The 24,584-nt window shown below is 62.5% G+C and carries 26 protein-coding genes and 1 pseudogene; 17 read left to right on the top strand and 10 right to left on the bottom strand.

The features are described 5' to 3' along the window. Positions 1-500 (top strand): AMP-binding enzyme (locus tag AC628_RS09445; protein WP_143201514.1); only part of this gene is annotated, 500 nt, incomplete at its 5' end. Positions 501-568: 68 nt separating this feature from the next. Beyond that, entirely contained in the window at positions 569-1,147 is a 579-nt protein-coding gene (locus AC628_RS09440; RefSeq protein ID WP_074126584.1) for an adenylate kinase, read from the top strand. Positions 1,148-1,329: 182 nt separating this feature from the next. Here AC628_RS09440 and AC628_RS09435 read toward each other — a convergent pair whose 3' ends face one another. From AC628_RS09435 to AC628_RS09415, 5 genes are all read right to left on the bottom strand, one after another. Next, on the bottom strand, positions 1,330-1,587 hold the full coding sequence (locus AC628_RS09435; protein WP_074126583.1) for a hypothetical protein: 258 nt from the start codon (positions 1,585-1,587) through the stop codon (positions 1,330-1,332). 287 nt (positions 1,588-1,874) lie between these two features. Then, positions 1,875-2,483, bottom strand: a complete 609-nt coding sequence (fixJ, locus tag AC628_RS09430) for a response regulator FixJ (RefSeq protein WP_074126582.1) — start codon at positions 2,481-2,483, stop codon at positions 1,875-1,877. Next, complete coding sequence (locus AC628_RS09425) at positions 2,480-3,910, bottom strand: PAS domain S-box protein (RefSeq protein ID WP_074126581.1); 1,431 nt, start codon at positions 3,908-3,910, stop codon at positions 2,480-2,482. The genes fixJ and AC628_RS09425 overlap by 4 nt, the downstream gene beginning before the upstream one ends. A gap of 88 nt (positions 3,911-3,998) precedes the next feature. Continuing rightward, on the bottom strand, positions 3,999-4,226 hold the full coding sequence (locus AC628_RS09420; RefSeq protein WP_074126580.1) for a hypothetical protein: 228 nt from the start codon (positions 4,224-4,226) through the stop codon (positions 3,999-4,001). A 1-nt stretch (position 4,227) separates the two neighbouring features. Beyond that, positions 4,228-4,584, bottom strand: a complete 357-nt coding sequence (locus AC628_RS09415; protein WP_074126587.1) for a hypothetical protein — start codon at positions 4,582-4,584, stop codon at positions 4,228-4,230. A gap of 693 nt (positions 4,585-5,277) precedes the next feature. Here AC628_RS09415 and AC628_RS09410 point away from each other — a divergent pair. The 12 genes from AC628_RS09410 (at position 5,278) to ccoS (ending at position 15,068) form a co-directional block, all read left to right on the top strand. Next, complete coding sequence (locus AC628_RS09410) at positions 5,278-6,027, top strand: CBS domain-containing protein (RefSeq protein ID WP_074126579.1); 750 nt, start codon at positions 5,278-5,280, stop codon at positions 6,025-6,027. Beyond that, positions 6,024-6,233 carry a hypothetical protein gene (locus AC628_RS42710; protein WP_143201513.1) on the top strand — a complete coding sequence of 70 codons (210 nt, stop codon included), beginning with the start codon at positions 6,024-6,026 and terminating at the stop codon, positions 6,231-6,233. Before AC628_RS09410 ends, AC628_RS42710 begins: the two co-directional genes overlap by 4 nt. A gap of 124 nt (positions 6,234-6,357) precedes the next feature. Next, positions 6,358-6,585, top strand: coding sequence for a hypothetical protein (locus AC628_RS09405; RefSeq protein ID WP_074126578.1), 228 nt, complete (start codon positions 6,358-6,360; stop codon positions 6,583-6,585). A gap of 99 nt (positions 6,586-6,684) precedes the next feature. Beyond that, a complete protein-coding gene (locus AC628_RS43830) occupies positions 6,685-7,188 on the top strand; it encodes a hypothetical protein (protein WP_168193338.1) in 504 nt (167 codons plus the stop codon). 26 nt (positions 7,189-7,214) lie between these two features. Next, positions 7,215-8,837: a cytochrome-c oxidase, cbb3-type subunit I gene (gene ccoN / locus AC628_RS09395; protein ID WP_502689617.1), complete on the top strand. Its 1,623-nt coding sequence runs from the start codon at positions 7,215-7,217 to the stop codon at positions 8,835-8,837. A gap of 8 nt (positions 8,838-8,845) precedes the next feature. Further along, entirely contained in the window at positions 8,846-9,580 is a 735-nt protein-coding gene (gene ccoO / locus AC628_RS09390) for a cytochrome-c oxidase, cbb3-type subunit II (RefSeq protein WP_074126575.1), read from the top strand. 10 nt (positions 9,581-9,590) lie between these two features. Then, positions 9,591-9,755: a cbb3-type cytochrome c oxidase subunit 3 gene (locus tag AC628_RS09385; RefSeq protein ID WP_074126574.1), complete on the top strand. Its 165-nt coding sequence runs from the start codon at positions 9,591-9,593 to the stop codon at positions 9,753-9,755. Between the two features lie 6 nt (positions 9,756-9,761). Then, on the top strand, positions 9,762-10,634 hold the full coding sequence (gene ccoP, locus AC628_RS09380; protein ID WP_074126573.1) for a cytochrome-c oxidase, cbb3-type subunit III: 873 nt from the start codon (positions 9,762-9,764) through the stop codon (positions 10,632-10,634). 95 nt (positions 10,635-10,729) lie between these two features. Then, a complete protein-coding gene (ccoG, locus tag AC628_RS09375) occupies positions 10,730-12,187 on the top strand; it encodes a cytochrome c oxidase accessory protein CcoG (RefSeq protein WP_074126572.1) in 1,458 nt (485 codons plus the stop codon). A gap of 15 nt (positions 12,188-12,202) precedes the next feature. Continuing rightward, positions 12,203-12,703, top strand: coding sequence for a FixH family protein (locus AC628_RS09370; protein ID WP_074126571.1), 501 nt, complete (start codon positions 12,203-12,205; stop codon positions 12,701-12,703). An 11-nt stretch (positions 12,704-12,714) separates the two neighbouring features. Next, positions 12,715-14,901, top strand: a complete 2,187-nt coding sequence (locus tag AC628_RS09365; protein WP_074126570.1) for a heavy metal translocating P-type ATPase — start codon at positions 12,715-12,717, stop codon at positions 14,899-14,901. Continuing rightward, positions 14,901-15,068, top strand: coding sequence for a cbb3-type cytochrome oxidase assembly protein CcoS (gene ccoS, locus AC628_RS09360; protein WP_074126569.1), 168 nt, complete (start codon positions 14,901-14,903; stop codon positions 15,066-15,068). Before AC628_RS09365 ends, ccoS begins: the two co-directional genes overlap by 1 nt. Positions 15,069-15,225: 157 nt before the next feature. Here ccoS and AC628_RS09355 read toward each other — a convergent pair whose 3' ends face one another. Continuing rightward, positions 15,226-15,471, bottom strand: a complete 246-nt coding sequence (locus AC628_RS09355) for a hypothetical protein (protein ID WP_074126568.1) — start codon at positions 15,469-15,471, stop codon at positions 15,226-15,228. A gap of 169 nt (positions 15,472-15,640) precedes the next feature. On the opposite strand from AC628_RS09355, the gene AC628_RS09350 reads away from it, so the two are divergent. From AC628_RS09350 to AC628_RS09340, 3 genes are all read left to right on the top strand, one after another. After that, positions 15,641-17,008: an NRAMP family divalent metal transporter gene (locus tag AC628_RS09350; protein WP_245321107.1), complete on the top strand. Its 1,368-nt coding sequence runs from the start codon at positions 15,641-15,643 to the stop codon at positions 17,006-17,008. A 363-nt stretch (positions 17,009-17,371) separates the two neighbouring features. Beyond that, a complete protein-coding gene (locus tag AC628_RS09345; protein WP_083632741.1) occupies positions 17,372-17,764 on the top strand; it encodes a MarR family winged helix-turn-helix transcriptional regulator in 393 nt (130 codons plus the stop codon). 9 nt (positions 17,765-17,773) lie between these two features. Continuing rightward, positions 17,774-18,721 carry an AraC family transcriptional regulator gene (locus AC628_RS09340; protein WP_074126565.1) on the top strand — a complete coding sequence of 316 codons (948 nt, stop codon included), beginning with the start codon at positions 17,774-17,776 and terminating at the stop codon, positions 18,719-18,721. 199 nt (positions 18,722-18,920) lie between these two features. Here AC628_RS09340 and gyrB read toward each other — a convergent pair whose 3' ends face one another. From gyrB to dnaN, 4 genes and pseudogenes are all read right to left on the bottom strand, one after another. Then, positions 18,921-21,356: a DNA topoisomerase (ATP-hydrolyzing) subunit B gene (gene gyrB / locus AC628_RS09335; RefSeq protein WP_074126564.1), complete on the bottom strand. Its 2,436-nt coding sequence runs from the start codon at positions 21,354-21,356 to the stop codon at positions 18,921-18,923. A 229-nt stretch (positions 21,357-21,585) separates the two neighbouring features. Beyond that, positions 21,586-22,723, bottom strand: a pseudogene (gene recF, locus AC628_RS09330) (DNA replication/repair protein RecF). A gap of 73 nt (positions 22,724-22,796) precedes the next feature. After that, positions 22,797-23,162 (bottom strand): endonuclease domain-containing protein, encoded by a 366-nt coding sequence (locus tag AC628_RS09325; RefSeq protein WP_074126586.1) that lies wholly within the window; start codon positions 23,160-23,162, stop codon positions 22,797-22,799. 78 nt (positions 23,163-23,240) lie between these two features. After that, positions 23,241-24,359 carry a DNA polymerase III subunit beta gene (dnaN, locus tag AC628_RS09320; RefSeq protein ID WP_074126563.1) on the bottom strand — a complete coding sequence of 373 codons (1,119 nt, stop codon included), beginning with the start codon at positions 24,357-24,359 and terminating at the stop codon, positions 23,241-23,243. Between the last annotated feature and the right edge of the window lie 225 nt (positions 24,360-24,584).

The following is a 24,584-nucleotide window of genomic DNA, read 5'->3' as shown; positions in this document are numbered from 1 at the left end:
AGACCTATTTCTCGACCTACAAGAACAAGTACTTCACCGGCGACGGCTGCCGGCGCGATGCCGACGGCTATTACTGGATCACCGGCCGCGTCGACGACGTCATCAACGTCTCCGGCCACCGCATGGGCACCGCCGAGGTCGAGAGCTCGCTGGTCGCGCATGAGGCGGTGTCGGAAGCCGCCGTGGTCGGCTACCCGCACGACATCAAGGGCCAGGGCATCTACGCCTATGTCACGCTGATGAAGGGCACCGAGCCGACCGAGGCCTTGCGCAAGGAACTGGTCGCCTGGGTCCGCAAGGACATCGGCCCGATCGCCTCGCCGGACCTGATCCAGTTCGCGCCCGGCCTGCCGAAGACGCGCTCCGGCAAGATCATGCGCCGCATCCTGCGCAAGATCGCCGAGGACGAGCCGTCGAGCCTCGGCGACACCTCGACCCTGGCTGATCCCGCCGTGGTCGACGACCTCGTGCACAACCGCCAGAACAAGAAGGGCGCGTAGGTCCGAACTGACGCAGCCGAACGCACCGGGAAAATATCCGGCTATCGCTATCGAAGGAGAAAACGAGAGTGAGACTCGTGTTGTTAGGACCTCCTGGGTCCGGGAAGGGAACTCAGGCCGTTCGTTTGGCAAAACAGTTGGCCATTCCTGCATTGTCGACGGGGGACATGCTGCGTGCCGCTGTCTCGGCGGGGACGCCGGTCGGAATGCAAGTCAAAGCGACGATGGAACGCGGCGAACTCGTTCCCGATAAGCTCGTCGTCGCCATCGTTGCCGAACGTATTCGCCGGCCCGACGCGAGATTCGGCTTCATTCTGGACGGCTTTCCGCGCACCGTTGCCCAGGCTGAAGCGCTGGACGATCTCTTGCGGGCGGACCGTCTTAGACTTGACTGGGTATTGCAGTTGAAGGTCGACGAAGCATCTCTTCTGGGGCGCATTCTCAACCGAGCAACCGAAGCGATGGCCAGCGGCAATGTGAGGGCGGATGACAACGAAGCGGCGTTGAGAGTTCGTTTGGCGGAATATCGTGCACAAACTGAACCGCTGATTACCTACTACCGTGCACGGGGAATTCTGAAGGACATCGACGGTTTGCAATCGATGGACGAGGTGATGGCATCGCTCAACGAAGCGCTTGATGCGTAATGGCATCAAGGCGCCGGCTATTGCGCGCGGTCCAGGTCGAGCGCAGTGATTGTCTTCAACGAAATGGAGACCACTTGGGCAACGATCGGGAGGACAGGCCCGCGCGATATGAGGCCGAGATACGTTCCCCGGGAAAGCTGTCGCCTCAGCCCGGGGGCCGCCTCATATCGCCGGTCGAAAAATCATGATACGGCAAGCTGACAAGGTTCGTCGATCTGATCGTCCGGCACCATACCAAACTTCCTAAGCACGGTGGTCTTGCCCTCCGGGTACCCGGTGCTCACCAATGCGACGGCGCCGGCATGCCCGATGGTTTTCCAAAGATGCTTGGCGTGCTCTATTGCTGAGGAAGGAGTGGCGCACTTGAGCTGTTGGCCAGCGACCAGCTCCTGATCGGCGCGATCATACGGTATCGCGACGAACTGGGTGATTTCATCCATGGATGTTCCTCCGAGAATGTTCCGAGCAGTGTGGTCTCTCTCGCATAAAGACCCACATTCCAATGGGCCTTTGCCGCGATGGCTCTTAGATTTCAATGCTATGAGTGAATTCGCGAGGAGGTATTGACTTAACTCAAACGATCCGACTTAGCCGCCGGCACATATACTTCGCTACAGTATCAGGTAATTCCGGACGGAAAGAGCGCTCACTTGGGCGTAGCGTTCCGACGGAGCGCACGTTGCCTGGCATGAGGGCGAACAAACTGCCGGCAACCCAAAAGTATGTCTTAGAGGCCCGCAGCGATGGCGATCCGCATGAGTTCCGACATGCTTCGGACACTGGTCTTGGCCATCAAGTTGGCCCGGTAGACCTCGACTGTCCGCGGGCTGATGCCGAGGTCGTGAGCGATCACCTTGTTGATTTTCCCTGCCAATAGCCCCTTAAGAACGTCGCGTTCACGCGGCGTAAGGTCGACGAGACGTGCCTCGGCCTGGCGCTTGGCGGCGTCATCAGCCGGTTTGGCCGGCTGCGACTCCAGGGCATCGTGGATTGCGCGCAAGAGCACCTCGTCTTCGAACGGCTTTTCGATAAAGTCGACCGCGCCAGCCTTCATTGCCTCGACCGCGAGCGCGACGTCACCATGGCCTGTCATCAAGATGACGGGACATGCCACCGCGTCGGCCTTGAGCTTGCGGACCAGTTCGAGGCCGGTCATGCCGGGCATGCGGATATCGGATACGACGCAGTCGACCGTACTGCTCCCGAATTGATCGAGAAAATCAGCCGCCGTCTCATAAGTCGTTACGGCAAAGCCGTTGACGTCGAGGAGAAAGGCGAGTGAATCCCGCATTGCGGAGTCATCGTCGATAACAAGGATTGTGCGACGCGTCGTCATGCTTCCTCTCCATCCTCCGCAAACGGGAGGGTAAACTGAAAAACCGTGCCGCCGCCGGCATTTGGCGACGCAACGATGCGTCCGCCGTGTGATTCGACAATCGTCCGGCAGATCGAGAGGCCCACGCCCATGCCGTGTTCTTTCGTCGTGATGAATGGCTGGAACAAGCGGTCTGCAATATCGGGGCTGATACCAGGGCCGGTGTCGGCGACGATGAATGTCGCAGCGCCGTCCGTCTTGGTGACTCCGACCGTCAATTCGCGGCGTGGACTGGAAGCCATCGCCTCGATCGCATTGCGAACCAGATTCAGAACCACTTGCTGAATCTGGATCTTGTCGACGATGATTGCGGGTATGTCACGGTCGCTGCGGATCGCCACCCGCACCCCTTGCTCCTTGGCACCGAGCAGCGCGAGCGCGACCGCCTCCTCGAGGAGCGTGACCGGGCTCTCCAGGGAGTGCTGTGTTTCGCCCTTGGCAACAAATTCGCGCAGGCGCTTGATGATATCGCCGGCCCTTAGTGCCTGCTGCGCGGCCCGATCGAGTGCGTCACGAATTCGCGTAGCGTCCGGCAACTCCGACACGAGCAGCGACTTCGCGCCGCGCATGTAGTTGGTAATGGCGGATAGCGGCTGGTTGATCTCATGGGCGATAGAGGAGGCCATTTCACCCATTGCGGTTAACCGCGACACATGGACCAGCTCCGATTGCAGTTCCTGAAGCCGGCGCTCCTGCGCACGACGTTCGGTGAGATCCCGGATAAAGCCGGTGAAGAAGCGCTCCCCACGCACCTTGGCCTCGCCGACAGCGAGCTCCATCGGAAAGGTCGAGCCGTCGCTCCGTTCTCCGACCACGATGCGGCCGATGCCGATGATCCGCCGTTCGCCGGTCGTCAGATAGCGCTCGAGATACCGGTCGTGCTCGCCGCGATAAGGTTGCGGCATCAAGCTCGACACGTTCTTTCCGACGACTTGGTCCGTTTTCCAGCCAAACAGACGCTCCGCTGCCGCGCTGAATGAACGGATGATGCCGTGGTCGTCGATCACGATCATGGCGTCCGGGACGGTGTCCAGGATCGACTGCAGATGGGCCTGGCGATTTCGAGCCTGATCGCTTTCCCTCAGCAGCCGGTCGCCCATGAAGCCAATGATCGGACCGAGGATCGTAAAGCATACGATGTCGATCAAATTCGCTGGTTCAGTGACCAAACCCTTGCCGAGGAATTTGGCGCTGATGACGAGGCAGAGTAGCGTAGTGAGGATCGCCGGACCGCGGCCGCCGGCGAAAGCTGCGAACAGGACGGCGGGAACGAAAATGATTGTGAAGGTCCGGTCTTCGAAATAGTTATCGAGTCCTGCGCGGACCGCGAATACCAGCGCGGCCGCTACCGCGGCAGTGCCATAGCGATACCAAATGCGGTCGAACATATTCCCCCGGGCAAAGCCCTCAAACTGCCCGATACTACAGCGTCTGGGCGCTCGAGGCCACCGTTCGCTCTGCTCGCGAGGCCCCGGTCTATTTGACCCAGGCGCGCCAATGCGTCGGCTGTACCGCGATGCGCTCGGCGCTCCCCGCCTTTACCCAGCCGCCCAGGATGCGGCGGCAGGGAAAGACGAGCGTGTGAATGGCGTTACCTTCGATGACGGCGAGCTCAAGGTCTCGATCGAAGGGGGCGATGGCGACACCCTCCCATGTCTCGCTGGCGCCGGCCTCCGGGCGCCCTGGAGCATCGCGTGTCGGCACGTCAGGCAGCCTTCTGAGCCGCCTCGTCAGCACCAGCGGTCCGTCGTCCGAAGACGTTCAGCTCGATGGTGCCCAGCGAACGCGCGGTCTCGATCGCGTAGGTCGCATCCTGTGCGCTGCGCGCCGTGACGCCCCTGGCCCAGTCTTGCAGAGCCGCAATCTTCTCTGCCACGGACGCAGTGGAGTTGAACCTGCGGAACAGCTCCCAAGCCTCATTTGACTCGATCTGAATCTGCTCGAACCAGTGCTGGTTCGCTTCGATCAGCCTTTCCGAGAACTGCGACTGCATGGCCATCGCCCGTTTCGCACAGCTCTGGATGGCGTCAGCGACGGGACGGGCTTCGCTACGGTCTGTCATGTTCGGCATCCTTCGTTGAGGGGAAGCCTTGTTTCCCATGCGGGCGGCGCTTGTGGGTTGATGTGTGTCAACTTGATCGTCTCTGCGCGGGCTTTTGACGATTAACCTAAACACGCTTGGGCCCGATGACTGCCCCGGTTCGTAGATTGATGAAATGGATGCTGTCGCACGCTGCGCAGGAGATCGAGCGAAGATCGTCGGCCGCAGGTTCGGACGTGTCGTCGGGAAGCAGGCCCTGGACTCGATCACCGGTATTTGGACACAAGAAGAGAATGGGGCGCCAAGCCCTTACGTCTGCCATTTGCACGATCCCGACGCCCGGCCATTTTCTAGCCGCGGCCCACCGCTCCGTATTGACGCAGATCAAAAATTCTGGAGGCGGACCAGCCGGCTCGAGCGAGCTAGAACGGCCGGCGACAACGGGGTGGCAGCGTACCTGATCTTGCAGGCTCCCTGAGCAGGCGATGCCGTGCCGGCAAGGCCATCCGGGCCAAGGTCGCGACAATGATCGCGAGCACTCCGGTCGAGACGAGCAGACTCTGCAGCATGATTTTCTTCTCCTGACAGGGGCCATGTCTCCGGTCAGAGGCTGCTGTGCCTTGATCTCTGTCAATTGCGGGCGTTGAGGAAGATCAAAATGAATGGACCGATTTGATGTGAGCTTGCTGCCAAGCGTTGAAGGGAGAAGCCGCAATGCGCGCGCATCAGATCATGGCAAGACACGTCATCACCGTCGGTGCCGAAACATCGATTCTCGATGCCGCCAAGCTGATGATGGAGCGCCACGTCAGCGGCCTACCGGTGGTCGATGGGGCCGGAAGGTTGGTCGGCATCCTGTCGGAAAGCGACTTCCTGCGCCGGAGCGAGATCGGCACGCAGCGTCGCCGCCCTCGCTGGCTTCAGTTCTTCCTTGGTTCGGGCAGTGCAGCGACGGACTTTGTCCACGAACGCGGGCGGAAGGTCGGAGAGATCATGTCGTATGATCCCATCACCGTGACCGAAGAAACGCCTCTGCCCGACCTGGTTGAACTCATGGAGAAGAAGAGCATCAAGCGGCTGCCGGTGATGCGCGATGGGCAGCTCGTGGGTATTGTTACACGTTCCGATCTGCTGCGGGCGGTTGCGTCTGTCGCTCACGAGATTCCCGATCCCACGGCGGATGACAAACACATCCATGATCGCATCGTGCGCGCGCTCGATTCTGCAAATTGGTGTCCGCTCGGTCTGCAGGTCTCAGTTTACAACGGCGTGGTGCACCTCCGCGGGATCATTATGGACGAGCGGGCGAGGCAGGCGGCCATCGTGGCCGCCGAGAACGCTGCCGGCGTCAAGGAGGTGCATGACCACCTCTGTTACGTCGACACCTATTCGGGTTTCTATATCCAATCCGCGGAAGACGAGCGGGCGGCCGCTGCGAAAGCAGCGAGGGAGACGGCAGGGTGACCGTTAGCCTCGTAGGTTGGCTGATCCTGGTGGCTGTGATCGCAACGATCGGCGCGGATATCTTGGGCTTCGCCGCGACGCTGCTTACGGTCTGCGCTATCGTTGGCTTTGCAATTGCCGCGTCCGGATCGACCGTTAGCGGCAGGATAACGCCGATGCCGTCGACCCGGCCGACAACCCCGCACGAGAAGTCTCTCCGCAAATAGCGCCGACGAGCGTCGCAGGCATTTCGATGCGTCTCGCCGGCATTTCGTTGCGAAAGATCAAAGCCGGCACCCCGCTTGGATGGCAGCTTCGGCAATCAAGGAATCAGCCCACGCGAGGGGTGCCATGCCATCATTTGACGTTCGTTTCATCAAGACCGTTTGCGACGATACCGGCCATGAACATCGCGCCTGCCAGGCTGCGTTCAAGGTCGATGCTGCGTCCCTCTCCGCGGCGGCGCAGCTGGCCGAGGCCGACTTCTGCAGACAGAAGGGTATCCGCGATTGGACGATCTTCGCGGATTCCATGGAGCTTCGCATGCCGTCAGCATCGGCCACCGCATGGGGCGGCTAATCATCCAGACGACACGTTAACTGGCGCGGCGGCGCGCTTGATCCACGTCAATCAGCGTTCGCGGCGATCCATTTAAGCTTAGTCGAAAGGGGTGCGGAAATGGCCGATCGATCAGACAGCAATAGCTCGCCACAATTTGAGAGTCTCCTGAGCCGCTTGCGAGCGTTTCTCGTCCGTCAACACGAATTCGATTCGATGAGCGCGCGGGAGGTCGATGAGATTGCTCACGAGCTCAATCTTCCTACGTCGGATCTTCGAGCGCTCGCCCGCCGCCGAGGCTCCCCTGAGCTGCTTAGGAAGCGTCTCGAGCATGCAGGCTTGTCAGAAGAAGCGCTCGCATCGTCCAACAGCGATGTGCTGCGCGACCTGCAGCGGGTGTGTGGCCTTTGCCGCGAAACGACGCGCTGTGCAGCCGATATTGCGCGGGAAAGGCGAGCTAGTCCGGCCAAATACTGTCCGAACGAATTGACCCTGGTTGCGCTGACCCGCGACGTCAGCTCAGAGCGGTATGGCGCAGGAATTGATGCCGATCAAGCTGCTGCCAGCGAGATTGTGGTTTCCATGGAGTCATCGTCATCGTCCCCAAAGAAAGCCTCCACATGACAAGTCCATCTTCCGCTGCAAAGTCCATGACGATGGGTGAAGCCGGCTTGGCGTCAGGACTCGCGGTTTTTGCCTTCGTCTGCTTTCTCGGCACGGCGATGGGGCATGATCAGGCGTTCAGCTTTCACGCGGCGCTTGCTTGCGCCGCCAGCGTGATCTCCGTGGTGGTGATTGGCAACCGCTATCTCGACCGTCCGGCCGAATTGCCTCCGGCGGAGATCGGTGGACGCCCCAACTACAATTTCGGACCGATCAAGTTCGCGTCCGCCATGGCGATGTTCTGGGGTATTGCGGGCTTCACGGTCGGCTTGATCATTGCGATGCAGCTGGCATGGCCTGCGCTCAATCTCGATCTGCCCTGGACAACTTTCGGCCGCCTGCGGCCGCTGCATACGTCTGCCGTGATCTTCGCGTTCGGCGGCAACGTCCTGATCGCGACCTCATTCTACGTCGTGCAGAAGACCTGCCGCACGCGCCTAGCAGGCGACCTTTCACCCTGGTTCGTGGTGGTGGGCTATAACTTCTTCATCCTGATCGCCGGCACGGGCTACCTGCTCGGTGTCACCCAGTCGAAGGAATACGCAGAGCCGGAATGGTACGCCGACCTCTGGCTGACGATTGTCTGGGTGACGTATCTGCTCGTGTTCCTAATGACGCTGGTGAAGCGCAAGGAACCGCATATTTTCGTCGCCAACTGGTTCTACCTCGCGTTCATTATCACGATTGCGGTGCTCCATCTCGGCAACAATCCCGCATTGCCGGTCTCCTTCCTCGGCTCGAAGTCCTACATTGCCTGGGGTGGCGTGCAGGACGCGATGTTCCAGTGGTGGTACGGCCACAACGCGGTCGGCTTCTTCCTGACCGCCGGATTCCTGGCGATCATGTACTACTTCATCCCGAAGCGGGCGGATCGTCCGGTCTATTCCTATCGGCTGTCGATCATCCACTTCTGGGCGCTGATCTTCCTCTACATCTGGGCCGGCCCGCATCATCTGCATTACACGGCGCTGCCGGACTGGGCGCAGACGCTCGGCATGACCTTCTCGATCATGCTCTGGATGCCGTCCTGGGGTGGCATGATCAACGGCCTGATGACGCTGTCGGGAGCCTGGGACAAGCTGCGTACAGATCCGGTGCTCAGAATGATGGTGGTGTCGGTCGCCTTCTACGGCATGTCGACCTTCGAAGGCCCGATGATGTCGATCAAGGTGGTCAATTCGCTGAGCCACTATACTGACTGGACCATCGGGCATGTGCATTCGGGTGCGCTCGGTTGGGTCGGCTTCGTCTCGTTCGGCGCGCTCTACTGCCTGGTGCCCTGGCTGTGGAATCGCCAGCTCTACAGCCTGAAGCTCGTCAACTGGCACTTCTGGATCTCGACCATCGGCATCGTGCTCTACATTTCCGCGATGTGGGTGTCGGGAATCCTGCAGGGCCTGATGTGGCGTGCCTACACCTCGCTCGGCTTCCTCGAATACTCCTTCATCGAATCCGTCGAGGCCATGCACCCCTTCTACATCATCCGTGCCGCCGGTGGCGCGCTGTTCCTGATCGGTGCCCTGATCATGGCCTTCAATCTCTGGATGACGGTCAACGCCGGTCAAGCCAGCGAAACCGAGGGCGCCGGTGCCCTTCAGCCTGCCGAATAGGTCGCCCAATGTCTCTCTGGAATCGACACAAGATCTTTGAGAAGAACTCGATTATCCTGATCGTCGGCATTCTCGTCGTCATTGCCATCGGCGGGCTCGTCGAGATCACGCCGCTGTTCTACCTGAAGAGCACGATCGAGGTGGTCGACGGGGTACGACCCTACACGCCGCTCGAGCTTGCCGGTCGCAACATCTATGTCCGCGAGGGTTGCTATCTCTGCCACTCGCAGATGATCCGGCCGCTCCGCGACGAGGTCGAGCGTTATGGCCATTATTCGCTCGCCGCGGAAAGCATGTACGATCATCCGTTCCAGTGGGGCTCCAAGCGAACCGGGCCGGATCTCGCGCGTGTCGGCGGCAAGTATTCCGACGATTGGCACGTCACTCACCTGATCAATCCGCGGTCGATCGTCCCGCAATCGGTGATGCCGGGGTACCCTTCGCTCGCGAAGACCGAGATCGATCCATCTGATATCGCGGCCCATCTGCGGACGAGCCGCGCGGTCGGTGTGCCCTATACGGACGAGCAGATCGCGAACGCGGCCGCCGATTTGAAGGCGCAGACCGATCCCGACAGTCCGGGCTCTGACGCGTTCCAGAAGCGTTATCCGAAAGCCTTGGTCCGAAACTTCGACGGCAAGGCCGGTAATCCGACCGAACTCGACGCACTGATCGCCTATCTGCAGATGCTCGGCACGCTCGTCGACTTCAAGCTCTACAACGAAAAAGCCAACCTGCGCTGAGGGCACGAGCATGAAAGCAATCATTCAAGTCGAGAATTTTGCGTCGAGCCTGGTCGGCACGCTCTGGACCCCCGTCTTTGTCGGAATCTTCATCGCCATCGTCGCCTACGCGCTTTGGCCTCGCAACAAGACTCAATTCGACGCCGCAGCTCGCATGCCGCTGCGTGAGGACTGAACGATCATGAGCGAGCACAACGAGATTGACCGCGTGTCCGGCCGTAGCACGACCGGTCACGAGTGGGACGGCATCAAGGAGCTCAATACGCCGCTGCCGCGGTGGTGGGTCCTGACGTTCTATGCGACGATCATCTGGGCAATCGGCTACTGGGTCGTCTACCCGGCCTGGCCGCTGGTCTCGGGCTACACGACCGGCTTGTTCCAGTATTCGACCCGTGCGAGCGTCGTCACCGACCTTGCCGATCTCGAGAAGCTGCGCGGCGAGAAGATGGCGGTGCTCGGCAGCGCGTCCCTCGCCGATATCGAGAAGGATCCCGCCCTGCTGGCGTTGGCTCGCGCACGTGGCAAGACCGTGTTTGCCGACAATTGCGCGCCTTGTCATGGTAGCGGCGGCGCTGGCGCGAAGGGGTTCCCCAACCTGAACGATGACGACTGGCTGTGGGGCGGCTCGCTCGACCAGATCATGCAGACGATCCAGTTCGGCGCGCGCTCGGGGCACGCAAAGACGCATGAAGGGCAAATGCTCGCGTTCGGTCGGGACGGGGTTCTGAAGAAGGACGAGATCGTTACCGTCGCCAATTATGTCCGTTCGCTCTCCGGCCTCCCGACCGCGCCGAAGTTCGACGCTTCCGCGGGAAAGAAGATTTTCACGGAGAACTGCACGAGTTGCCATGGCGACAACGGCAAAGGCAACCAGGAGCTCGGTGCGCCGAACCTGACCGACAAGATCTGGCTCTATGGCTCCGACGAGGAGACGCTGGTCGAGACCATCACCAACGGCCGCGCAGGCGTCATGCCGGCTTGGGTCGGCCGGCTCGACCCGGTCACCGTCAAGGCGCTGGCGGTCTATGTGCACTCGCTGGGTGGCGGCAAGTAGCCGCCGCCGGGCCTATCCCGGGACCGTTGATCGAGGTCAATTCGTGTCTCCCGCAGGAATGTAGGCTGCAATCGTAGCCTCATTCGAGCAGACCGATGAACAAGCCCGTGTCGCCTGATGAACTCATAACCGACGAAGACGGGCCGCTCTACGCGCCTCGCAAGAAGGTGTACCCGCAGAGCGTCTCGGGCCGGTTTCGCTCGATCAAATGGCGTCTGATGGCCGTTTGTCTCGGTATCTATTACCTGTTGCCCTTCGTGCGCTGGAATCGCGGCCTCGGCGCACCTGACCAGGCGGTGCTGATCGATTTTCCCGACCGCCGCTTCTATTTCTTCTTCATCGAGCTGTGGCCGCAGGAGGTATACTACTTCACCGGCCTGTTGGTGCTGGCCGCGCTGACCCTGTTTCTGATGAATGCCCTGGGCGGCCGAATCTGGTGCGGCTATCTGTGTCCGCAGACGGTCTGGACCGATCTGTTCTATGCGGTCGAGCGCCTGGTCGAAGGCGACCGTCGCGCGCAGATGAAGGCCGATTCCGGACCGATGACTGCACGTCGCGCCGGTCGCCGTGTGCTGAAGCACGCGATCTGGCTGATGATTGCCTGGTGGACCGGCGGCGCCTGGGTCCTCTATTTCGACGATGCGCCGACGCTGGTGCGCGATCTGGCGACCTTTCAGGCCCCGGCGGTTGCCTATGCCTGGATCGCGATCCTGACCGCGTCGACCTACTTGCTGGCCGGCTACATGCGCGAGCAGGTCTGCGTCTATATGTGCCCATGGCCACGAATTCAGGCGGCCCTGACCGACGAATGGGCGCTCAACGTCACCTACAAGTATGATCGCGGCGAACCGCGCTGCTCGGTGAAGAAGGCGTTTGACATCCGCTCGCTCGGCGAGAAGGCGGGCGATTGCATCGACTGCAACCAGTGTGTCGCCGTGTGCCCGACCGGCATCGACATCCGCGATGGTGCACAGCTCGGCTGCATCCAGTGCGGCCTGTGCATCGATGCCTGCGACGCCGTCATGACCAAGGTCAGCCGCAAGACCGGCCTGATCGGATACGACAACGACATCAACGTTCAGCGCCGCATCACAGGCAAGGAAGAGATCTTCAAGCCGGTTCGGGCCCGAACGGTCGTCTATGCCGGCCTGATCACCCTGGTCTGCGCGCTGATGCTCTACGCTTTGATGTCGCGGACTCTGCTCGACGTCAATGTGCTACACGACCGCAATCCGATCGCGGTGCGGCTCAGCGACGGGGCGATCCGCAACGGATACACGCTGCGTTTCCTCAACAAGCGCGGCTTCGATCGTGTGATCGCGATCGACGTCGACGGTCCGGCTGATGCGAAGCTGCATGTCGTCGGCGCTGACTCGGTAACCCCTGATCGACCGATGATCGTTCTTGCGCGCGACACGACTACCGAAATGCGCGTGCTGGTGACGGCACCGTTCGACGAAAAGGCGGAAAAGTCTGTGCCGGTCACTTTCCGCGTCACAGACATCGGTCTTGGAGAAGTGGCGTCCGCAACCGACCACTTCGTTCTTCCATAACGGCGGAATTCGATCATGGCAGCCACAAGTCCAATCGCGCGACCCATTACCGGGCGTTTTGTTCTAGTCACGACGATCGCGTTCTTCGCAGTCGTCATCAGCGTGAATATGGTCATGATGCGCCTTGCCATCACGACACTGCCGGGCACCGAGGTCGACAGCGCCTACAGCGCCAGCCTGGCTTATCAGGGCGAGATCGTAGCGTCACGACAGCAGAACGAGCGAGGCTGGCAGGTCGAAGCGCATATCGACCGGCAGCCAGACGGCGCCGCTGCGGTCGCAATCGAGGCGCGCGACCATACGGGCGTGCCTCTGAGGGGATTGAACTTCCTCGCCCGTCTCGAACGCCCCACCGACCGTCGTGCCGACCGGGCGATCGAGGTCACTGAAGCCGGTCCAGGAAACTTTCATGGCCGCGCCGAAGGTGTCACCGCAGGACAGTGGGATCTGGTGATCGAGGGCGACGCCGATGGCCGTCGCATGTTCCTGTCGAAGAACCGCATCGTCCTGAACTGAAGGGTGCCCGGATGCAAGCGGAGATCGATTTTTCACATTATCTGAGGAATGCGGGCGCCGGGCTTGTCCATCTCGATCTCGCGGTCGAAGGCATCAACTGTGCTGGCTGCATGGCCAAGATCGAGCGCAACCTGTCGACCATACCCGACGTCACCTCGGCTCGCGTGAACCTGACCGACAGTCGTCTCGCGCTGGAATGGAAGGCGGGCGCCCTTGATCCGGCGCTGTTCGTGAGCCGACTCGCCGAGCTCGGCTACAAAGCCTATCCGTTCGAGCGGGATGATGCCGAAACGCTGGAAGCGCAGCGAGCCCAGGGTCTGTTACGCCGGCTGGGCGTTGCCGCCTTTGCGGCCATGAACGTGATGATGCTGTCGATCCCGGTGTGGTCCGGCAACGGTTCAGACATGTTGCCGGAGCAGCGCGACTTCTTCCACTGGCTGTCGGCGCTGATAGTGCTGCCGGCTGCCGCTTATTCGGCTCAGCCTTTCTTCTCGTCGGCGCTGTCAGCGCTGCGAGCGCGGGGTGTCAACATGGATGTGCCGATCAGTATCGGCATCGTGTTGGCGTTGGCGACCTCGGTGATCGAGACCATCAATCATGCCGAGCATGCCTATTTTGATGCGGCGATCATGCTGATCGCGTTCTTGCTTGCGGGCCGCTATCTCGATCAGAACATGCGGCGGCGTACGCGTGCGTTTGCCGGCAACCTTGCCGCGTTGAAGTCCGAGACAGCAACGAAGTTCATCAGCCCGACCGAGATCAGGACCGTCCCGGCGGCCGCGATCCGGCCGGGCGATATCGTGCTGCTGCGGCCCGGAGAGCGCTGCGCGGTCGATGGCAATGTGATTGAGGGGCGCTCCGAGGTCGATCAGAGCCTCATCACGGGCGAGACCTTGCCGGCGATGGTCACGCCCGGCAGCGCAGTGTTCGCAGGTACGCTGGTTCGTTCCGGCACGTTGCGCGTCCGTGCCTCTGCGGCCTCCGGCGGCACGTTACTCGACGAGATCTCCAGGTTGCTCGATCACGCACTGCAAGCGCGCTCACGCTATCTGCGGCTGGCCGAGCGTGCATCTAGGCTTTACGCCCCGGTCGTGCACGCAACCGCGTTTCTGACGATGCTTGGCTGGCTGGCCTATGGTGCGAGTTTTCATGATTCGATCGTGACGGCAATTGCGGTCCTGATCATCACGTGTCCCTGCGCGCTGGGCCTTGCCATTCCGGCGGTGCAGACTGTGGCCTCCGGCGCGCTGTTCGGTTCGGGCGTGCTGCTTAATGCCGGCGATGCGATCGAGCGGATCGCCGAGGTCAACCGCGTGATCTTCGACAAGACCGGGACATTGACCTTGCCTGAGCTCGATGTCGCCAATCTGGCTGAAATTCCCGGCGACGTTGTCAGTCTTGCGGGACGGCTGGCGTTGTCCAGCCGCCACCCGGTCGCTGCAGCAGTCGCGCGCAAGGCGGGCGCGGCCTCGCCGCTACCGGACATCCAGGAAGAGCCGGGGCAGGGTGTTTACGGCCTTCACGAAGGAAGCCCGATCCGCCTGGGCCGTCCATCCTTCTGCGGCGCCGACGATCTCGCCAACGAAATACTGTGCCGCGATCCCGAAGCCTCGGTTGTCGCTTTCAGGTACGGCGAGTTCAGATACGTCTTTGCGGTTCGGCAGCGGTCGCGGGCGGATGCGGCCGATGTGGTGGCTGAGTTGGCACGCATGGGCATCGCCGTCGAGATCGTGTCCGGCGATCGTGAGCCCGCAGTCAGGCTCGCGGCCGAGCAGCTTGGCGTGCATGAATGGCGAGCCGGGGTCTTGCCGGTCGACAAGATTACCCGGATCGAGGAGTTGGCGCGTCAAGGGTGCAAGGTGCTGATGGTCGGAGACGGCTTGAACGATGCACCGGCATTGGCCGCGGCGCATGCCTCGATGTCGCCCGTTACGGCCACGCATCTGAGTCAGGCGGTCGCCGATGCCGTTTTCCTCGGCGAGCGCCTCGGACCGGTGCTGGCTGCGGTCAAGGTGTCCCGCAGGGCGCTGAGGCTCATGAGGCAGAATCTCTGGCTGGCAGTGGTCTACAACGTGCTGGCCGTGCCGATCGCGATCGCCGGCCTGGTCACCCCGCTGATCGCGGCGGCGGCGATGTCGGGTTCGTCGATTATCGTGATGCTCAATGCGCTGAGAGCGCGAGCGCGGGAGGCGGTCTGATGGAAGTCTTGATCATTCTGGTACCGCTTGCTCTCTCGCTCGGTTTTCTCGGCCTTCTCGGCTTCCTCTGGTCACTGAAGAGCGGACAGTATGACGACCTCGACGGCGCGGCCTGGCGAGCCATCGCTGACGACGCGCCGGCGAGCGATCAAGGCCGATCCAAATAGTGAAAATACACCAGTGAGGCCGCGGACGCGATCGTCAGCGCCGTGCAGGCGAGCGCCAGAATCAGTGTCCAGTCGGTTCGCCCGCCGGATCGTGCGGCACGCGGCCGCAAGATCAGGACAGAAACCAGTCTGCTGATGGAGGCGAGCCGCGCCATGGTCAGCAACAGCTCATCGGCAGCACATCGGGCTGCCAGTAGCGCCAGTGCGTCGGCGATGCCTTGACGGCTTGCATTGTGCCCAAATTGAACCACCCGTCCGTGCGCCGGATGCAGGGGAAGCCCAACGGATGTTGCCTGTCGTCGATAACGGCGAGTTCGATCGCACAGTCGAACGGTGCCGACGCAATGTCCCGCCACCCCAAAACGATGAACCAGCGTATGACTGAGCTAAAAAGCCGCCGCATGCCTTGGATATCCTCGGAAGGTCGGTCCCAACTTTGACATGACTGGTTGTCCGCGCGTTGATTTGGCGCAAAACAGAAGAGCAGGATTGACCGCAGGACGGCGCTTGACACCGCTCAATTGCTCTCCCGGCGAGGCAGGCTATAGAAGCAGCGAAAGCTGGGAGTGGGCATGCAGCGTGTTCGACGACGCGCCGACAGGCTAGAGGTCATCGATGGAAACAAGGCGATGGCGCCCGCAACGCGCGGCGCCATCGCACGCCTGTCGGAGGTCTTGCGATCCGGCCGCGCCCGCCTCAGGGACCATCCGCTGGCTCGGTTGGGGCCAGGGCTGATCACCGGCGTTGCCGACGACGATCCCAGCGGCATCGCCACCTATTCCCAGGCGGGTGCCCAGTTCGGCACGGGTATGCTGTGGACGATGCCGTTGGCTTTTCCGCTCATGGCCGCGATTCAATCCATGTGCGGGCGGATCGGCCGGGTCACGGGCCGGGGCCTCGCTGCAAACATCAAGGCCGAATTCCCGCCGATCGTTCTCAAGGGTGTGGTTCTCCTCCTGTTGATTGCAAACACGATCAATATCGGGGCCGACGTCGCGGCCATGGGAGAGGTCGGCGAACTCGTGACCGGGCTCAATCCGCATGCGATGGCCGTTGTCTTTGTCGTCTCGACACTCCTGCTGCAGGTCTTCGTTCCGTATCACCGCTACGTGTTCTTCCTGAAATGGCTAACCCTCTCGCTTCTTGCCTATGCGGGTGTCCTGTTCACCGTTCACGTGCCCTGGGGACAGGTGCTGCGGGATACAGTATGGCCGAGATTGCAATTCACGGCGGATAGCGCGGCTGTCGTTGTCGGCGTCTTCGGAACGACCATCAGTCCGTACCTGTTTTTCTGGCAGGCCTCCGAGGAGGTGGAAGATATGCTCGCGCAAGGCAAAGCGGGGCTTGTGTCCGATTCCTCCGTTGCATCGAGAGAGCTACGGCGCATCCAATGGGACACCTGGAGCGGCATGTTCTATTCCGACATCACCGCCTACTTCATCATCCTGGCGACCGCAGTGACCCTGCATGTGGCGGGAATCACCAATATCGAGACCGCGGCGCAGGCGGCGAGCGCATTGCGGCCACTGGCCGGAGATTTTGCCTTCAGTCTGTTCGCAATGGGTATCGTCGGCGTCGGCCTGATCGGCGTGCCGGTCCTGGCAGGCTCTTCGGCCTATGCGCTCTCGGAAGCCATGGGATGGAATGAAGGCCTCGAGAAAGAGGCTCGAGACGCGCGGGCCTTCTACAGCGTGATCGCGTTCAGCGTCATCGCCGGACTGCTCATCCAGTATTCGCCGGTCAGTCCGATGAAGGCGCTGTTCTGGAGTGCCGTGATCAATGGTGTCGTCGCCGTGCCGCTGATGGCCGTCATCGTCCTGTTGGCATCGAAGCGTTCGGTGATGGGACCGTATGTCTCGGGTTCGGTAACGGTGCTGCTCGGCTGGATCGCAACCGTCGTGATGGGCTTGGCCGCTGTCCTGATGTTCGTACTTCGTTGATTGGAGCGATGAGTTGCGATCGCATCGCCGATTTATCCGCCAAGGCGATCCTGCCGCGGCCGCTGGGATGCCCTCTGTCACGCCACAGCCCGGCAGGAGGTCTCCCGCCGGGCTGTGTCATCGGCGCTCCCGAGGGCAGGTCGGGCCGCTCAATGACCGGTGATTGCGGTCGCCTTCGCGGCCGCATGTTGCGTCACAGCGTTAGCAGCCAGATGAACAGGACGAGGACAGCGCATCCCGGACCAATCCAGCGAGGGCCAGGTGCTTAGATCTCCCCGAGTCTGCACCAGGCGAGGTCGATCAGGGTGCCGATCCGACGTGGGTAATTGCTGCGCCGCATTCAATGTCCGGAAGGCAAGCCGCGTGATCTCCCGGCTCTATGCCGAGGCCTTCGCGCCCATCGGGCTGGAGCCGACACAATTCATGCTGCTTGCAGCCTGTGCGCGGCGGGGGACCGTGACGATGGGGGCGCTCGCAGTGAGGATGTCGATGGATCCGAGTGCACTCGCACGCAACGTCACAATTCTTGAACGCCGCGGTCTGGTGACGATCGCGCCGGGAGCGGACCGCCGTGTGCGCGACATCTCGATCTCCGCCAAGGGCAGGAAAATCTTGTCCCGTGCGCTACCGCGCTGGAGAGAGGTGCAGGAGAAGCTGGCCGTAAAGTTCGGCGAAGACAGCTTCCGGTCGGCGGTCGAGCTGATGAAGGGAATTGCGCGCTCGGGCGAAGCGCTGCTCGATCATCCGATTTCGTAGGAGGTCACGATGCCCGTCCGCTGGCTCGATCCGTCGCCGGTGTGGCGTGTCGAGCGCTTCAATAGCTTCGACGAGTTTCGTCCCAACGATGTCATCGGCGGAATGAGAAGCACGCCGCTATATTCGTCGCCGATCTCGGTTTCGCGGAGCATTCTGGCGCTTCCCGATTGCCTTCTCGTGCTGCAGCGATCGTTCGCCCGACGCATGGAGGGCGATCTCGGTGCAAATCGTGGGGTTGGCGTCGTGATTCCCCTGGCCTTCCACGCAACGATGAACGGGAACGAGGTTGGCGATTCCACGATTGGCGTCATCCGCGGTCGGGCGCCTGTCGAAGTCGTTGAACGGCATGCAAACACCTATCTCATGCTGCGGTTCGGCTCCGACATGAGCAATCGGGGATGGGCGGACTTCGATAGGGGAATCGAGCTGTTCCGACTGGTACCGGCGAAGATGCTGGCGGTGCGATCGGCAGTTCTGGACATGTTTTGCCTCGCATCGAGCTGCAGGGACCTTAAGGAATTCGAGTTGCTGAGCGGGCAGCTGCAGGAAACGCCGATCGCCGGGCTAGACAACGCGCTGGTCCAGGATAGCGTCAAGCAGGCACTTCCCGGTTCGTTCGACCGGCATCGGAAGCTCGTCGAACGCCTGGACGAATTGGTGGCCGCTGTCGGGGAGGCCGACCTCTACAGCACCAGTCTCGCACAGACGCTCGGCGTTTCCGTTCGAACCCTCCAGACCGCCGTGCAGCACATTTGCGGCGTTAGCCTGCACCAGCACCTTCGGTCGAAGCGGATGTGGTCAGTCCGCAAGCTCCTCGTCAAAGGGGGCCCGCTTCTCACCGTAACCGCCGCGGCGCATGCGAACGGCTTCTGGCATCTGAGTGACTTCGCCAGATCTTATGGCCGTGCATATGGCGAGATGCCCTCGGAAACCCTTGCACGGGCACGAGGGGCCTAGTCCGTCCCCTCCATGTCGCGCTTCCTGATGACTTCAAGCCACCGGCTACCGTCCACGATAGGGTGGATGGGGATGTCTAGCGCGTCCCCGGCTATTGCAGCTGCTGGCCGTACGGCGATCGGAACCACGACAATCGCTTTCGCGGCCGCGCAATTGCTTTATTTCCGGAGGATACTGCTTTCTTCCAGAGAACGGGCCCTCAGGTGTCGATGGTGGCGCTGAGCGAGTTTTCCTGGATGAAGTCGCGGCGCGGTTCGACCACGTCGCCCATCAGCTTGGTGAAGATATCGTCGGCCTCGTCGACCTCCTTGACCTTCACCTGGAGCAGCGAGCGCGCCTCGGTGTCCAGCGTGGTCTCCCACAGCTGTTCCGGGTTCATCTCGCCGAGACCTTTGTAGCGCTGCAGCGAGATGCCCTTGCGGGCGGCATCGGTCACGGCCTCGAACAGGTCGACCGGACCATGGATCATTTGCTCGGCATCCTTGCGCCGCAGCTTGCCCGCGCGCACGTAGATCTCTTGCAGCTTGGTCGCGTATTCATCGAGCTTGCGTGCGTCGGCCGAGCCGAGGAAGGCGTCGTCGATCACGGCCACTTCCTTGACGCCGCGCACGGTGCGCTCGAACTGGAAGCCGTGGCCTTCCGTGAAGGTGCCAACCCAGCCGCGCTCGACCTCTTCCGCCACGGCGTCCAGCCGCTTGGCGATGTATTCCGCCGCCGAGTTGGCGGTCGCGATCTCGCCGGTGATCCTGGGACTCAGCACACCCGCGATCGCCGCCTGCTCGACGACCGCGCGATTGTAGCGGCTGTGCAGGTTGCGCAGCACGGAGCGGATGATCCGCGCGTCTTCGACCAGCGACAGCAGATCGCGGCCCGAGCGGTCCTCGCCGGAGGCCGGCTTGAAGACGCATTCGTCGAGCCCGGTCGAGATCAGATAATCCTCGAGCGCGCGCTCGTCCTTCAGATATTGCTCGGACTTGCCGCGCGAAACCTTATAGAGCGGCGGCTGGGCGATATAGAGGAAGCCGCCATCGATGATCGAGCGCATCTGACGATAGAAGAAGGTCAGCAGCAGCGTGCGGATATGGGCGCCGTCGACGTCGGCGTCGGTCATCACGATGATCTTGTGGTAGCGCAGCTTGTCGACCGAGAAATCGTCGCTGATGCCGGTGCCGAGCGCGGTGATCAGCGTGCCGATCTGCTCGGACGACAGCATCTTGTCGGGGCGCACGCGCTCGACATTGAGGATCTTGCCGCGCAGCGGCAACACCGCCTGGAATTCGCGGTTGCGGCCCTGCTTGGCGCTGCCGCCTGCCGAGTCGCCCTCGACGATGAACAATTCGGACTTGGCCGGATCCTTCTCCTGGCAGTCGGCGAGCTTGCCGGGCAGCGAGGAGACGCTCAGCGGGTTCTTGCGCGTCAGTTCGCGGGCCTTGCGCGCAGCCTCTCGGGCCGCGGCGGCCTGGATCACCTTGCCGACGATTTCCTTGGCTTCCTTCGGATTCTCCTCGAACCAGGCGGCGAGCGCCTCGTTCAGGACGTTCTCGACCACGGGTCGAACCTCCGAGGACACCAGCTTGTCCTTGGTCTGCGACGAGAATTTCGGATCGGGCACCTTCACCGACAGCACCGCGGTGAGGCCTTCGCGGCAATCGTCGCCGGTCAGCGCGATCTTTTCCTTTTTCGCATTGGCCTCGGCATAGCCGTTGACCTGGCGCGTCAGCGCGCCGCGGAAGCCGGCCAGATGGGTGCCGCCGTCACGCTGCGGGATGTTGTTGGTGAAGCACAGCACGTTCTCGTGGTAGCTGTCGTTCCACCACAGCGCCGCCTCGACGCCGATGCCGTTGGCTTCCGAGCGCACCATGATCGGCGCCGGCACGATCGCCTTCTTGTTGCGGTCGAGATATTTGACGAATTCCTCGACACCGCCCGAATAGTGCATCTCCTCGCGCTTCTCGACCGCGTGGCGCATGTCGGAGAGCACGATGTGGACGCCGGAGTTGAGGAAGGCGAGCTCGCGCAGCCGGTGTTCGAGCGTCGCGAAATCATATTCGACGTTCTTGAAGGTCTCGGTCGAGGCGAGGAAGGTGACCTCGGTGCCGCGTTTGCCCGGGGCATCGCCGACCACCTTGAGCGGCGCCACGGCATCGCCGTGCGCGAATTCGATGTAGTGCTCCTTGTCGTCGCGCCAGATCCGCAAGCCGAGCTTGCTGGACAGCGCGTTGACGACGGAGACGCCGACGCCGTGCAGGCCGCCGGAGACCTTGTAGGAGTTTTGGTCGAACTTTCCGCCGGCATGGAGCTGGGTCATGATGACCTCGGCCGCCGAGACGCCCTCGCCCTTGTGGATGTCGACCGGAATGCCACGGCCGTCGTCGAACACGGTGACGGAATTGTCGGCATTGAGGGTGACCAGCACGCGGCTCGCATGGCCCGCCAACGCCTCGTCGATCGCGTTGTCGACGACCTCGTAGACCATGTGGTGCAGGCCGGACCCGTCATCGGTGTCGCCGATATACATGCCAGGCCGCTTGCGGACGGCGTCGAGGCCCTTCAGCACCCGGATCGATTCCGCGCCATATTCGGCCGGAATGGGATGCTCAGATTCGGCAGGGGTCTGCCGCGCAGGTTCAGTCATGTGAGGCCTTCGAGGATGTCCCGAATCAGCTGCGCAATATGAGGCGCTGATTCCGCTATTTGTGCCACGAAAGACGGGTTGCGCCTAGCGCAAAGTCTCTCTCTACAAACTGTTGAATAGATAGGATTTTTTAGGCCTTTTTCAAGGTCTGGGGAGGCCGATTCCGAAGGCTCTGAAAAGCCCGATTCGAAGGCAGATTCGAAGCCCTTTCGGAGCCTGTTTTGCGGCCTCAGCCGCGCCGTGTGGCGCGGCCGGATTCGACGTCGAAAATCTCCCCCGTCGGGCCGATATCGACGAAGGCGGCGGGGTCCGCGCCGGTCATCCAGACCTGCGCGCCGAGCTTGGCGAGTTCGTCGAACAGCGCCTTGCGCCTGTTGGGATCGAGATGGGCGACGACCTCGTCGAGCAGCAGCAGCGGCACGATGCCGGTCATCTCCGCAACCATCGTGGCATGCGCCAGCACCAGCCCGATCAACAGCGCCTTCTGCTCGCCGGTCGAGGCGTCGCGCGCCGGCATGTTCTTCGGCGCGTAGACCACCTGCAGATCGGTCAGATGCGGGCCGTCGAGCGTGCGTCCGGCGGCGGCGTCGCGGGGCCGGCTGGCGCGCAGGATCTCGCGGTAGCGGTCCTCGACGGCGGTTGCGGGCTCCTGCAGCAGCGCAATCTCCATCCAGCCGTCGAGCATGATCTCGGCGGACGGGAAGGCGGAGGCCGCGCCGCGCTCGCGCAGCATCACCGTGAGCTTGGCCGCGGTCTGGCCGCGCGATGCGGCGACCGCGACCGCAAGCTCCGCGGTCTCGCGCTCGATCGCATCACACCAATGGTCGTCATAGTTGCGCACCTCGAGCAGCCGGTTGCGCGAGCGCAACGAGCGCTCCAGCGCCGAGACGCGGCTGGAATGCTCGGAATCGATCGCCAGCACCAGGCGGTCGAAGAAGCGCCTCCGCTCCGAGGCGGCGCCCATGAACAACCCGTCCATCGCGGGTGTCAGCCACACGATGCGCAGATGGTCGCCGAAGGCGGTTGCGGAACCCACCGGTTCGCGGTCGATGCGGCAGCGCCTTGCGTTGCTGGTCTCGCCGGTCGGCGGATCAATGCCGGTGCCGAGCGTGGCGAGGCCCAGCGCCCCCCTCGACCTCCGCCGACACCGCCCAGGAGCCGTCGCCCTGGTTGTCGGCGATGTCCTCCAGCGTCGCGCGGCGCAGGCCGCGGCCCGGCGACAGGAACGAGACCGCCTCCATGCAATTGGTCTTGCCGGCGCCGTTCGGCCCGACCAGCACCACCATGTCGCCCGCGACCTGCAGCGTCGCCGCCCGGTAATTGCGGAAATGCGTCAGCGACAGGCGATGAATGCGGGACGGGGTCATCTAGCTTCCTTGCCCTCTCCCCCTGTGGGAGAGGGTGGCGCCTCACGAAATGAGGCGACGGGTGAGGGGTATCTCACAGCTCGGCAAGCTTGGCGAGGATGTCCTCCAGCACCGCCTCGGGCGTCTGTAATACGTCATTGTTCCAGTAACGCCAGACCCGAAAGCCTTCCGCCGCAAGCGCGTCAGTCCTGGATGCATCACGTGGCGACGATGCGTGCTGACCGCCATCAATCTCGATCACGAGTCGCTTCTCAAAGCAGGCGAAGTCGAGAATGCAATTTCGAAATGGAACCTGCCTTCGAAACTTCAAGTGCGACAGGCGCCGATCGCGCAGCAGGCGCCACAACTTCGCTTCAGCGTCAGTCGGCTCGTGGCTCATCTTCTTTGCGAAGCTGCAGAGCCGTTCGTCGATTACTCGATGGCTCGGCGTTCGCGGCACCAACCCCTCACCCGGCGCCTGCGGCGCCACCCTCTCCCACAAGGGGAGAGGGTGCAGTTGCATATGCGGAGAAAGTCGTCACACCCGCATCGGCATCAGCACGTAGAGCGCGCCCTTGCTGTCGCGGTCCTGCACCAGGGTCGGCGAGCCGGGATCGGCGAGCTTCAGCACCGCGACCTCGCCCTCGATCTGGGCGGCGATGTCGAGCAGATAGCGCGAGTTGAAGCCGATATCGAGCGCGTCGGAGGCGTACTCGACCTCGAGCTCTTCGGTGGCGCTGCCGGAATCCGGGTTGGTGACCGAGAGCACCAGCTTGCCCGCGGACAGAGCCAGCTTCACCGCGCGACCGCGCTCGCTGGAAATGGTCGAGACGCGGTCGACGGCGGCCTCGAAATCCTTCTTGTCGACGACCAGTTCCTTGTCGTTGTTCTGCGGGATGACGCGGCCATAGTCCGGGAAGGTGCCGTCGATCAGCTTCGAGGTCAGCACCACATTGCCGAGCGTGAAGCGGATCTTGCCGTCCGACAGCTCGATCGAGATCTCGGCGTCGTCACCCTCGATCAGCCGCTGCACCTCGCCGACGGTCTTGCGCGGGACGATCACGCCGGGCATGCCGGTCGCGCCCTTGGGCAGCGCGAGGTCGATCTGGGCCAGGCGGTGGCCGTCGGTCGCAACCCCGCGCAGGGTGGCGGCCTTGGCGCTGCCGGCGGCGTGGAGATAGATGCCGTTGAGGTAGTAGCGGGTCTCTTCGGTCGAGATCGCAAACTGGGTGCGGTCGATCAGGCGCTTGATGTCGGATGCCGGCAGCGAGAACGAATGCGTCATGTCGCCGGCGGCAAGGCCGGGGAAATCGCTCTCGGGCAGGGTCTGCAGCGTGAAGCGCGAGCGGCCGGCGCGCACCGCGAGCACCGAGCGGTCGCCGTCGGCCTCGAGCACGATCTGCGAGCCGTCGGGCAGCTTGCGGACGATGTCGTAGAACATGTGCGCGGGCACCGTGGTCGAGCCGGCGGTTCCGGTCTCGGCCGCCAGGGTCTCCGTCACCTCGAGATCGAGGTCGGTCGCCTTCAGCGACAATTTGGCGCCCTCGGCGCGGATCAACACGTTGCCGAGGATCGGGATGGTGTTGCGGCGCTCGACCACGCGGTGAACGTGACCCAGCGATTTCAGGAGTTGCGCGCGCTCGACGGTGACCTTCATTGCAATACCCGCCAGATCCCTCAGATGGAAAAGCCGGGCGGCCGTTCAGGCAGCATCGCGGCGTCGGAAACCCGAAAAGTCGGATCAATACCGGATTTGATCAAACCCACGGGGGGATCGCAAGGTGGCGCGGATGGCGGGCTGGCGCAAGGGAGACGGCGTCTGTTCCCCACGTTTTGGGCCCGAAATGGGTCGCCCTCCCCCTTGCAACAAAGGGAAGGGCGA

Source organism: Bradyrhizobium sp. NAS96.2 (assembly GCF_001908235.1).
Classification (GTDB): Bacteria; Pseudomonadota; Alphaproteobacteria; order Rhizobiales; family Xanthobacteraceae; genus Bradyrhizobium.
This window is presented reverse-complemented; position numbering and strand designations above follow the sequence as displayed.